At 30.1% G+C, this 12,025-nt stretch carries 14 protein-coding genes; all 14 read left to right on the forward strand.

Annotated elements, in window-relative coordinates; genetic code table 11:
- Nucleotides 1–75: 75 nt before the first annotated feature.
- Entirely contained in the window at nucleotides 76–789 is a 714-nt protein-coding gene (locus NG918_RS05815; RefSeq protein ID WP_353735860.1) for a hypothetical protein, read from the forward strand.
- Between the two features lies 1 nt (nucleotide 790).
- Nucleotides 791–1,651, forward strand: a complete 861-nt coding sequence (locus NG918_RS05820) for a hypothetical protein (protein WP_252225225.1) — start codon at nucleotides 791–793, stop codon at nucleotides 1,649–1,651.
- 11 nt (nucleotides 1,652–1,662) lie between these two features.
- The gene (locus NG918_RS05825) at nucleotides 1,663–2,283 is read left to right on the forward strand and encodes a hypothetical protein (RefSeq protein WP_252225227.1); all 621 of its coding nucleotides are present in this window, start codon (nucleotides 1,663–1,665) and stop codon (nucleotides 2,281–2,283) included.
- A 413-nt stretch (nucleotides 2,284–2,696) separates the two neighbouring features.
- Nucleotides 2,697–3,677: an ankyrin repeat domain-containing protein gene (locus tag NG918_RS05830; protein WP_252225229.1), complete on the forward strand. Its 981-nt coding sequence runs from the start codon at nucleotides 2,697–2,699 to the stop codon at nucleotides 3,675–3,677.
- Between the two features lie 45 nt (nucleotides 3,678–3,722).
- Nucleotides 3,723–4,202, forward strand: a complete 480-nt coding sequence (locus tag NG918_RS05835) for a hypothetical protein (RefSeq protein WP_252225232.1) — start codon at nucleotides 3,723–3,725, stop codon at nucleotides 4,200–4,202.
- Nucleotide 4,203: 1 nt separating this feature from the next.
- The gene (locus NG918_RS05840) at nucleotides 4,204–5,253 is read left to right on the forward strand and encodes a hypothetical protein (protein ID WP_252225234.1); all 1,050 of its coding nucleotides are present in this window, start codon (nucleotides 4,204–4,206) and stop codon (nucleotides 5,251–5,253) included.
- A gap of 96 nt (nucleotides 5,254–5,349) precedes the next feature.
- Nucleotides 5,350–5,754 carry a hypothetical protein gene (locus NG918_RS05845; protein ID WP_252225237.1) on the forward strand — a complete coding sequence of 135 codons (405 nt, stop codon included), beginning with the start codon at nucleotides 5,350–5,352 and terminating at the stop codon, nucleotides 5,752–5,754.
- Nucleotides 5,755–5,908: 154 nt separating this feature from the next.
- A complete protein-coding gene (locus NG918_RS05850) occupies nucleotides 5,909–6,622 on the forward strand; it encodes a hypothetical protein (RefSeq protein WP_353735861.1) in 714 nt (237 codons plus the stop codon).
- A gap of 1 nt (nucleotide 6,623) precedes the next feature.
- Nucleotides 6,624–7,562, forward strand: coding sequence for a hypothetical protein (locus NG918_RS05855; protein ID WP_252225239.1), 939 nt, complete (start codon nucleotides 6,624–6,626; stop codon nucleotides 7,560–7,562).
- A gap of 11 nt (nucleotides 7,563–7,573) precedes the next feature.
- Entirely contained in the window at nucleotides 7,574–8,194 is a 621-nt protein-coding gene (locus tag NG918_RS05860) for a hypothetical protein (protein ID WP_252225241.1), read from the forward strand.
- A gap of 337 nt (nucleotides 8,195–8,531) precedes the next feature.
- Nucleotides 8,532–8,903 (forward strand): hypothetical protein, encoded by a 372-nt coding sequence (locus NG918_RS05865; RefSeq protein ID WP_252225243.1) that lies wholly within the window; start codon nucleotides 8,532–8,534, stop codon nucleotides 8,901–8,903.
- Nucleotides 8,904–9,162: 259 nt separating this feature from the next.
- A complete protein-coding gene (locus tag NG918_RS05870; RefSeq protein ID WP_252225245.1) occupies nucleotides 9,163–10,248 on the forward strand; it encodes a hypothetical protein in 1,086 nt (361 codons plus the stop codon).
- Between the two features lie 8 nt (nucleotides 10,249–10,256).
- Nucleotides 10,257–10,799 carry a hypothetical protein gene (locus NG918_RS05875; protein ID WP_252225247.1) on the forward strand — a complete coding sequence of 181 codons (543 nt, stop codon included), beginning with the start codon at nucleotides 10,257–10,259 and terminating at the stop codon, nucleotides 10,797–10,799.
- Between the two features lie 551 nt (nucleotides 10,800–11,350).
- Nucleotides 11,351–12,001 carry a CdiA family toxin C-terminal domain-containing protein gene (locus NG918_RS05880; protein ID WP_252214042.1) on the forward strand — a complete coding sequence of 217 codons (651 nt, stop codon included), beginning with the start codon at nucleotides 11,351–11,353 and terminating at the stop codon, nucleotides 11,999–12,001.
- Nucleotides 12,002–12,025 lie beyond the last annotated feature (24 nt).

Genomic DNA, 12,025 nt, shown 5'->3' on the forward strand with positions numbered 1-12,025 from the left:
TACAAATAATAAACTGTATTATCTTTATTTAATTTGAAAGTAATTGGTTCTGAAATTTATTTTAAGCAGAAAGAATTGTATGTTAGAGAGTATGAAGCTTATAGAAATAAGGAGGAAATAATCTATAAATATAAATTATGTAGAAAAAATGGTGTATGGCAAACAAAATTATATAATTTACTTTTGGGTGGAGCATCTATTGAAGGAAAAGTTCTAGCAGTAAAAGAAGATTTAGTAAAGCTTCATTTAAATATAGACGAAAATCAAAGTGAAGGTGAAGCTTTTTGGTTTAGATATGCACCTCCAACAACAAATATAATGTATGCAATGCCTTTAGTTGGAGAAAGTGTAAGACTATATTTCCCAAGTGGATGTAATGATGAACCAGTTGTTACAGGTTGCATAAGAAAAAATGGAGATACATGCGAAGGCACATCTGACACAATAAATAGATATTTTCAAACAGAGCATGGAAGTGAGATAGCAATGCTTCAAGGAGCCTTAAATATAAAAGGTGGAAGCAAAGAACCATTAAGTATAAATTTTGAAGATGAAACAGGGGTAACTCTTACAAGTCCAACTGGATTAAATTTAAATGCAGGTGGAGAAATAGTAATAAGGACACGAAACAATATAAATATAAGTGCACAAAGCCAAATATTAATGACTAAAGGAAATACAGAGAATGGAGTCTCAATAGAAGGCGAATTCCATATAAAAGGTAGCAATGTAATAAAAAATGGAAGCTGTAGAGAAACTTATGCTCCTTTTGCAGAAGGGGGAGTATAAAATGAACTTTAGTGCTGGAAATTTAGTAAAAAGTGCTATGGGAGCAGCTGTGGGAGCGATTGGATCGGCTCTTTTTGGAGCTATTGCTGCACTTGGAGTTGTAAAGGTTGATGAAGATGGAGAACTTGACATTGATGATATTGAAGAGTTTTTAGAAGAGAAATTTAAATTATTGGTTGGGGCTCATATATTTTCATTTGGTTTAGGTTCATCAAGTGCAGAAACAGATAGTAATGAAGAAAAAAAATTAGGCTTTGATTTTATGACAAAGTTTAATGATGCAATTACAATAGTTAACAAAAGTTCTGCAGTAGCAACAAATGTAAAGGTTAAAACTAGTGATTCATTATGGACAAGAATAGTTAATGCAGCAGATGATTTTTTTATGCCAACAACATCAGTAGAATCAAATGCTGTCAAGTTATCTAAGGGAGGATTAAAAAAATTTGGAACTATAGGAGGAAAGGCAGGGCTCATTGGTACTGCAATAACTCCAATAATGGAATATGAAAATTCAATGGAACCATATAAAGATGATTTGGAGGCTATTGCTGAATATGATCCTGATAATTATGAAAAATATAAGAAAATTGCTGAAGTTGGAGCAGCTGCAGATGCGTGCACACTTGGATATGTAAGAGGAATAATTAATACAGTACCAGCAGTAGTACAATTATCTGGAAAAGAACCAAAATGGACTGAAAATTGGATGGATTTTGTAAATGAAAATGTAAACACACGAACTATAATAGAAAAAACAGATGAAGCATTTAAAGATCCAGTGACAGGTCCTAAACTGAAGTCTTTTCTTAGATCAGATACTTTAGACCAATTTCAAAAGAAAATGAAAGATGATGAATAGGAAGGTAAATCATGAGAGATAAAAGTAAAAAAGTATCTAATGAAACATCGGGGGGAATTCTGGAAAAATGGATTAAGATAATAGTTTTAACATATTTATCTATGTGGGGAATTATGAATCTTTTTAGCAGAATACTCATAAAAACAAATATGTATGGAGAGTTTTATAGAGATTTTATATTTTATTTAATAAGTATGCCAGGTATATTATTCTTTTTACTTGGGTTAATAATTAATGAATTAATTTATTTTTTTAAGTGTAAAAGTTACAAAAGGGTAATAAGTTTAATAATTATAGTATGTTGTATATGTGGTATTAGTTATAAACTTATAAAATATAGTGGATCTTATAGATGTTATAAGGATTTAGATTATGTTATTAATGATACTTATTGTGAAGATGTACAAGAATTAAATAATATTTATGAAAAAGTGATAACTGGAAAATATTCATCAACAACAATATATATAGAAACTATAGATTTTAAATTTCAAGCAGAAAGAAATATAATAGAAAAAAGAGAGTTTAATAAGTTTAAAGCAAAATTTGATAATGTTAAGAAAGTAAGGATAAAATACTTACCTAATACCAATATCTTATTGAGTATAGAACCAGTAAAAGATGAACAATAATTGAAGTAAAATGAAGATAATACAAATAATAGACTGTATTATCTTTATTTAATTTGAAAGTAATTGGATCTGAAGTTTATTTTAAGCAGAAAGAGTTATATGTTAGAGAGTATGAAGCTTATAGGAATAAAGAAGAAATAATCTATAACATATAAATTATGCAGAAAAAATGAGGTATGGCAAACAAGATTATATAATTCACTTTTAAGTGGAGCATCTATTGAAGGAAAAGTTCTAGCAGTAAAAGAATCAATAAAGCAATATAATTCGAATGAAAAGGTGATTATATCAAGGACAGTAGATAATAAAATTAAAGAATTAGGTGAAAATTTAAATGAAGCATTTAACAGCCCTAAGGTACAACAGTTCTTAAGATAAAGGATTATATTATCAATGCGAAGGAGAAATAAGGTATGGATAAAAAATTTATTGTAGTAATATTAATTTTCGCTTCAATAATATGTTCGTGTTACTGGGTTAATGGTGGATCAACATACATAATAAATAATATAATTGATTATATTGCTAGTAAAAGTAATAATGGTGAATATAAAATTATTAATATAAATATTTATAGAGATACTCCAGCATGGAAATTAGCACTAGCTGTAAGAGATGAAAAAACTAAAACTATAGAAAAAATAGTAAAAGATAATGAAGAATTATTGAATTATCAAGACCCTAAATATGGTGCTACTTTGTTATTATGGGCAGTAGGTATGGAAAAGTATAAATCAGCAGAGACATTATTAAAATGTGGTGCAGACCCCAATATAGCATCAACAAGTGAGGGAGAAACTCCACTTTTTCAAGCCGCAGGTTTTTCTTGGATAGATAACGATGCTAAAAATGATCCTAAATATGTAAAACTTCTACTAAGTTATGGTGCAGATCCAAATAAGAATTATGTTGGAAGAGATCATGATATTATAGAGAAAGGTACAAGTCCATTAATGAAATCAATTGGATGTGGAATTGAGAAAACAAAAGCTTTGGTAGAAGCAGGAGCTGATATTAACTACAAAACTAAAAGTGGAAATACAGTAGCAATTACAGCGTTGGGAATAGGTGGACCAAGTGCTACACTGGAAGGTATGGAATATGCATACTATTTAATTGTAGAGAAAAAAGCAAAAGTAAATGAACCTTATTATAGAGCAGAAAATGTTACAATGCCAAGTGATAATCCTAATGATAAATTTTATCCGGTAGATATATTAAGGTATTGGACATATAAATTAGATTCAGAAAAATATAAGATTAAAATGGAAATTGTTTATGAATTTGATAGACAAGGTGTAAATTATTATGATAGTAAAATTAACCAATACACCCTCAAAGATATTAAAAAGACTTATCCAGATACTTGGGAAGAATATATAAAAAAATATTAAAAATATATAATAAAAATAAAATCCTCCTAACTTCTATAATTAAAGATGAGGAGGATTTTTAGTGTACTTATTATTGGAGAAATTGCAAGGCTTTATTTTCAAAGTGAAGGCAATGATGAACCAATTATTGCAGGTTGCATAAGAAAAAATGGAGACACTTGTGGACAAACATCTGATACAACCAATAGATACTTTCAAACAGAGCATGGGAGTGAAATAGCAATGCTTCCAGGAGCCTTAAATATAAAAGGTGGAAGTAAGGAACCATTAAGTATAAATTTTGAAGATGAAAGTGGAGTAACTCTTACAAGTCCAACTGGATTAAATTTAAACGCAGGTGGAGAAATAGTAATAAGAACACGAAACAGCATAAACATAAGTGCTCAAAGCCAAATATTAATGACTAAAGGAAATACAGAAAATGGAGTCTCAATAGAAGGTGAATTCCATATAAAAGGTAGCAATGTAATAAAAAATGGAAGCTGTAGAGAAACTTATGCTCCTTTTGCAGAAGGGGGAGTATAAAATGAACTTTAGTGTTGGAAATTTAGTGAAAAGTGTTGTGGGAGCAGTTGCAAAGGTAGCAACAGCAGTAGTTAATAAATTATCACCAGTAGCTCAAAGTGGTGGAATTCTTGGGGGTATTGCTGGAGCAATAGCTGGAGTAGCAGAAGCAGTTCTTGGAGTTACAGCTGAATTTGCAAATGCTTGTGAAGATGGTGAGATTGATGATGAAGAAGCTGAAGAACTGCTTGAAGATGTATTTAAATTGTTGGTTGGGGCTTGCATAGTAACATTTGATTCTGGTTCATCAAGCACAGAAAATAATGATATTACTAGTGATCATGTATGCTATATTTTTTATCAACCAGGTATAAAATCTGGTGATGGCAAGCATTCATTTGATGAGCAAGCTGAGATAGAGAAAAAAAAATATAAGAAAAAATATCCTGGCACTGACCCAATTTTGGTGCCAGTTACCAATTCAAGTGATTTTAAACGAGAATGGGATAATATGGATGATGAATCTAAGGATATTGATGCTGTTCAAATTATTTTGCATGGTAGTATAAATCCAGATATAGATGATGATAATTATTCAGGTGCAGGCTTTATGTATTTTGAAGATGAAACACACAAAAATGATCCAGATACTTGGTGGTATAGAATTGCAACGGATACAAGTGTTATTCCATATCAACAAAAACAAGAGGCTATATTGATATCTGATTTAAATAAGAAAAAAATGAATGAATTATATTTTAGTTCTTGTAATTCTGCTAATCCTGATGCACAAAATACAGCAAGCGCATTTGAGAATGTTGTTGACGCAAATGAGATAACAGGATGGGATGGTGGAACAGTCTATGCTTATAATGATGAAAATCCAGAGAAATCAGAGGAGGTTGCAGGAGGAGAAGGTTCATATAAAGATGAGGATAAATATGGTGTACTTCCAGAAAATTCTTTAGCTCCAGCGGAGACAACTGGTCAACCGACATGGTGGAGATATGTTCCAAGAGATAGTGAGGGATGGCCAATAAGAAAAAGACAAGGAAAAGTGCGAATAAAGTAAAGAGAATAATGCAATTATTGTTGAAATTATAACTTTTTATTAATAATTTCAATATTATTTTATATTTATATATTTGTATATGGAAGGAGGACTATTATGAAAAAAACATTTATTGCAATAAGCATAATTCTTATAATATTATCAATTGGAACATGCCATAACAGCAGAACAGTAGGACTTTTTGAGAGCATAGATCCAGAGAGTATTGATACCATTTCTATTTCATACTTTGGTGGAGGTTTTAGTACTAAAGATAAGGGGCAGATATTAGAAATTATGAATTATTTAAAAGAGTCAAAATTTACTGAACGTTCTAATAATAGTGTGCTTAACACTTCTCCAGATGCGGTAATAGGATTATCAAGTAAAAATAGCTATGATGACATGGGTGTTCTAATTTATGGTTATGTAGCCAGATTACTACCTGAAGAAAAAGATGGTTATACCATTCCAGATGGTTTTTATCAAGAAATTGATAATATATGCAAAAAATATAAATAGAATAATAAGCAATTATTACATGATGTAGATTATAAAATATTCAATAAACTGTAAAGATTATATCAAGTAAAATAAAGATAATACAAATAATAAACTGTATTATCTTTATTTAATTTGAAAGCAATTGTTCTGAAATTTATTTTAAGCGAAAGAATTGTATGTTAGAGAGTATGAAGCTTATAGCAATAAAGATGAAACAATTTATGAATATAAATTATGTAGAAAAAATGGTGTATGGCAAACAAAATTATATAATTCACTTTTGGGTGGAGCATCTATCGAAGGAAAAGTTCTAGCAGTAAAAGAAGAGTTAGTAAAGATTCATTTAAATATAGACGAAAATCAAAGTGAAGAAGAAGCTTTTTGGTTTAAATACGCACCTTCAACAACAAATATGATGTATGCAATGCCTAGTATTGGAGAAAGTGTAAGACTCTATTTTCCAAGTGAAGGTAATGAAGAACCCATTATTACAGGTTGCACAAGAAAAAATGGAGACACTTGCGGACAAACATCTGACACAAAAAATAGATACTTTCAAACAGAACACGGAAGTGAAATAGCGATGCTTCCAGGAGCCTTAAATATAAAAGGTGGAAGTAAAGAACCATTAAGTATAAATTTTGAAGATGAAACAGGAGTAACTCTTACAAGTCCAACTGGATTAAACCTAAATGCAGGTGGAGAAATAGTAATAAGCACAAAAAATAACATAAATATAAGTGCACAAAGTCAAATACTCATGACAAAAGGAAATACAGAGAATGGAGTCTCAATAGAAGGCGAATTCCATATAAAAGGTAATAATGTAATAAAAAATGGAAGCTGTAGAGAAACTTATGCTCCTTTTGCAGAAGGAGGAGTATAAAATGAACTTTAGTGTTGGAAATTTAGTAAAAAGTGTTGTGGGAGCAGTTGCAAAGGTAGCAACAGCAGTGGTTAATACAGTAAAGTCTGCAATATCAGGAATTTCTGGAATGTTTTCATCAGCTGGGGGAGCGGCTGGATCGGCTCTTTCTGGAGCTATGGCTGCACTTGGAGTTGTAGATGTTGACGAAGATGGTGAACTTGACATTGATGATGCTGAAGAGTTTTTAGAAGAGAAGTTTAAATTGTTAGTTGGGGCTCATATACTTTCATTTGGTTTAGGTTCATCAAGCACAGAAGCAAATAGTGATGAAGAAAAAAAATTAGGCTTTGATTTTATGACAAAGTTTAATAATACAATTACAATAGTTAACAAAAGTTCTGCAGTAGTAACAAATGCAAAGGTTAAAACTAGTGATTCATTATGGAAAAGAATAGTTAATGCAGCAGATGATTTTTTTATGCCAACAACATCAGTAGAATCAAATGCTGTCAAGTTATCTAAGGGAGGATTAAAAAAATTTGGAACTATAGGAGGAAAGGCAGGGCTCATTGGTACGGCAATAACTCCAATAATGGAATATGAAAATTCAATGGAACCATATAAAGATGATTTGGAGGCTATTGCTGAATATGATCCTGATAATTATGAAAAATATAAGAAAATTGCTGAAGTTGGAGCAGTAGCAGATGCGTGCACACTTGGATATGTAAGAGGAATAATTAATACTCCTCCAACAGTAGCACAATTACTTCCTATACACGAGCCAAAATGGGTTAAGCCTTGGACGGATTTTGTAAATGAAAATGTAAACACACGAACTATAATAGAAAAAACAGATGAAGCATTTAAAGATCCAGTTACAGGTCCTAAATTAAAGTCTTTTCTTAGATCAGATACTTTAGATCAATTTAAAAAGAAAATGAAAGATGATGAATAGGAAGGTAAATTATGAGAGATAAAAGTAAAAAAATATATGATGAAACATCGGGGGGAATTTTAGAAAAATGGATAAGAATAATAGTTTTCACATATTTAATAAGCTGGGCGATAATTTCATTATTGGGATATTTATTTATAAAGTTAAATGTTTATGGAGAATACTATAAAATTTTTACTTTTTATCTAATAAATTTGCCTGGAATACCACTACTTTTAATAGGACTTATAATTAATGAATTAACTTATTTTCTTAAGAATAAAAGTTATAAAAGAGTAATTTGTTTAATAATTTCAGCATTGTGTATATTGGGTATTAGTTATAAACTTATAAAATATAGTGGATCTTATAGATGTTATAAGGATTTACATTATGTTATTAATAATACTTATTGTGAAGAGGTACAAGAATTAAAGGATATATATATATATACATCACATGGAAAGATGGTATTATCAACAACATATATAGAAACTATAGATTTTAAATTTCAAGTGGAAAGAAATATAGTAGAAAAAAGAGAGTTTAATAAGTTTAAAGCAAAATTTGATAATGTTAAGAAAGTAAGGATAAAATACTTACCTAATACCAATATCTTATTGAGTATAGAACCAGTAAAAGATGAAGGATAATTGAAGTAAAATAAAGATAATACAAATAATAAACTGTATTATCTTTATTTAATTTAAAGGTAATTGTTCTGAAATTTATTTTAAGCAGAAAGAATTATATGTTAGAGAGTATGAAGCCTATAGGAATAAAGAGGAAATAATCTATAAATATAAATTATGCAGAAAAAATGGTGTATGGCAAACAAAATTATATAATTCACTTTTAAATGGAGCATCTATTGAAGGAAAAGTTCTAGCAGTAAAAGAAGAGTTAATAAAGCTTCATTTAAATATAGACGAAAATCAAAGTGAAGAAGAAGCTTTTTGGTTTAGATATGCACCACCATCAGTAAATATAATGTATGCAATGCCAAGCATTGGAGAAATTGTAAGACTCTATTTTCCAAGTGAAGGCAACGAAGAACCAATTGTTACAGACTGCAAAAGAAAAAATGGAGACACTTGTGGACAAACATCTGACACAACAAATAGATATTTTCAAACAGAGCATGGAAGTGAGATAGCAATGCTTTCAGGAGCTCTAAATATAAAAGGTGGAAGCAGAGAACCATTAAGTATAAATTTTGAAGATGAAAGTGGAATAACTCTTACAAGTCCAACTGGATTAAACCTAAATGCAGGTGGAGAAATAATAATAAGAACAAAAAATAACATAAACATAACTGCACAAACCCAAATATTAATGACTAAGGCATATGAAAGAAAATAACAAGTCCAAAATGCCATGTATATTTTGCGTCAGGCAAGGAAACATAATGGTTTAATAGCGAGCTATTAGACCATTATGCTGACGCAACATGACACGAAATAGACTAGGATATTGACTTGTTATTATTTTGAATGTGCCTAAGGAAATACAGAAAATGGAGTTTAAATAGAAGGAGAATTCCATATAAAAGGTAATAATGTAATAAAAAATGGAAGCTGTAGAGAAACTTATGCTCCTTTTACAGAAGGAGGAGTATAAAATGGACTTTAGTGTTGGAAATTTAGTGAAAAGTGTTGTAGGAGCAGTTGCAAAAGTAGCAAATGCAGTAGTTAATAAATTATCACCAGTAGCTAAAGGAGGAGGAATTCTTGGGGGTATTGCTGGAGCAATAGTTGGAGTAGCAGAAGCAGTTCTCGGAGTTACAGCTGAATTTGCAAATGCTTGTGAAGATGGTGAGATTGATGATGAAGAAGCTGAAGAACTGCTTGAAGATGTATTTAAATTGTTGGTTGGGGCTTTTATATTTTCATTTGGTTCAGGTTCATCAAGCACAGAAAGTAAGTGTGATGATTCATCTCAAAGTCTTAAAGGAGTTAATCTAAATTTAGAAAAGAGATATATTTCAAAAAAAACATATATTTCAGGAGAAACATATATAACAAAGAAACCTACAGGTCTTGAACCAATACCAGAGTATAAGAATGATAATATAAAACTTCACAGTTTACCAGGAGAATATAAACTTGAATATTTAGTTAAAGGTGTTTATGATAGGACTATATTACCATTCAAGGAGCATATAACTTTCGTTGGTGAATGTTATGGTTTGACTCCAGAATATGCAGAACTTTATGGAGATTTTTCAGTAGGAATGTTGACTGAAGCAGGAATAACAGCATCAATTAGTGGTATTAAATCTGCTAAAAATATAATATCTGGTAATTTTAGTGCTGAGAGTGAATTTATTGCTGGAAGTGGTATTGGAAATTTAGGTAATAGGACAGGTAAAGCTATCGAAGACCTTAGCAGTAAGGCTTTAAAGCATCCAATGAATGACCATATTGTTAGTAGGTATGTAAAACAAGTTCCGTATCAGTCAAAAGAAGTTGTTGAAGGGTATCTAAGTAAAAAATCCTTTTTTAATCCAAGCTGGACTGAAGAACAGGTTACAAATGCTTTAAATAGTGCTTATAAAGATGCGGTAAGTAAAGGAATAACAGATGGATATCATACCTATAAGATATATGGAGAAGAAATTAATATATTTATGAGGGAAGGAAAATTTTCAACTGGATTTGGAAATCATAAATTTACTTATGATGAAATTATAAACTTTGGAAAGTAGGTGACACAATGTTTGATATTAATTTTAGAATTGTAGATGATTTAGAATATTTAAGTAATATTAATGCACATCAATTTGATTCTGATGGAGCTGATGTTGAGGGGTTTTTTGCTCTTAACTTTAATGGAAATATTGAAGGATATTATCATGATAATAAGTTAAATGAATTTGAAGTAGGTCATGAATTGATAACACTTTGGTTTGATTTATTAATGGAAGTAATATTGATATTAGAAGAAAAATCAAAATATGTTGCTTTAAAAGAAATAGAGTGTGTTGACAGTTGGCTTGAATTTATTCGAAATGACGATGTTTTAACAGTAAGTTTTGCTAAGTATTCAGGAGAAAGCGATGGTGCCTTTCTTATTACAGTTAAAAAAGAGGATTTTAAGTATCCGACTTGGAAAGAAACAATCATTTCATTTAGTGAGTTTAAGTATAAAGTAAAAATGAAAGCAAATCAATATTTAAGCGAAGTTGGGAGAATTAACCCAGAACTACTTAATACAAAAATAATGTATAAATTATATAAAAAAGTACAGATTATTTAAATTGAACTCACTACAAATTTTATAAAAACTGACGACAAAAATATATTATTTTATTTGGAGCTATATGTCGTAATTAATATTAATGATTTCTACTATATAGTAGAATTTAAATTATGCTGCATAATCTAAATAATGTAGTGAAAAATGAAATGAACTAGCTGAAATTAAGTAGGCTAGTTCATTATTTTTTTAGTAGTTATCATATGCTATAAATACATCATTTAAAAGAATTATATCAAAAAACAACGATAACACATCAGAAAACAGAGTTTTAAAAGACTACGAATAAGAGTGGCATTTAATTTAAAAGTGATGAATAAAGGCTAAAACAACTGATTAAATAGAAATTGATAGGTGATTAAAATCTTTTTAGCAGTTTTTCAAGTATAAGCATCTGATAAAGGAGTTCCTTGTTAATCAATACTAACATCTTTAGGAGTCGGTAAAACAAGGATGACAGAGATATTGTAAAAGAAAATGTAAAAAGATCCGAAAAAGCCTTTAATTCATTTTATGATTTTTCTAATTGGATTACTTTAGGAAATGTAGATATGGTAAATGAGACATTTAATCCTAAAGATCCTTTATCAAAAGAACATTGGTTAAATAGTTTTGGAACAGCATCAGCTATTTTTGGAATTAAGGAAACCAAAGGTTCTGTGCCTAAAAAAAGCGGAGTTGGAGTACCAGAAGAGTTTGGTGGTATAAATAAGGGGGTGGCTAAACCCACAAGCATATTTGAACCTGGTGATACTGATTTTATCGGACCTTTAACTAAGCCAGATCATCATTTTATTATGGGAGAAGGTATTGGGCCAAAGCAAAGAGGAGTTCTTGGAGCACACAGTGAAGATTTTTTCAATAGTACATTAGAAAGTACAGGTTTTTCTTTGAATGAATTAAAAATAGGCGATCCGATACCACATCCGACAATAGATGGTGTATATGCTCAAAAATATACTATACCATCTTATAATGGAAGAGGTGAACTTATAGGATTTAAAAATATTAGAGAGCCAAAGACAGTTTTTGAGCCTAATAAGATTCCAGGCAACCAGATGTTAAAGTGGGGTAAAGAGGCAATGGAAAATGGTACAATTAACGGAAGAATCATCGAAGGAAGTGTATCTAATGGCCTACAATTTCGTGGTTATATAGAAAATGGAGAAGTAACCAACTTTTTCCCAATAGTACCAAATTAAAATTACTATTTAGAAAGAAGGTAA

Source organism: Clostridium sp. ZBS2 (genome assembly GCF_023845855.1).
Lineage (GTDB): Bacteria > Bacillota > Clostridia > Clostridiales > Clostridiaceae > Clostridium > Clostridium aquiflavi.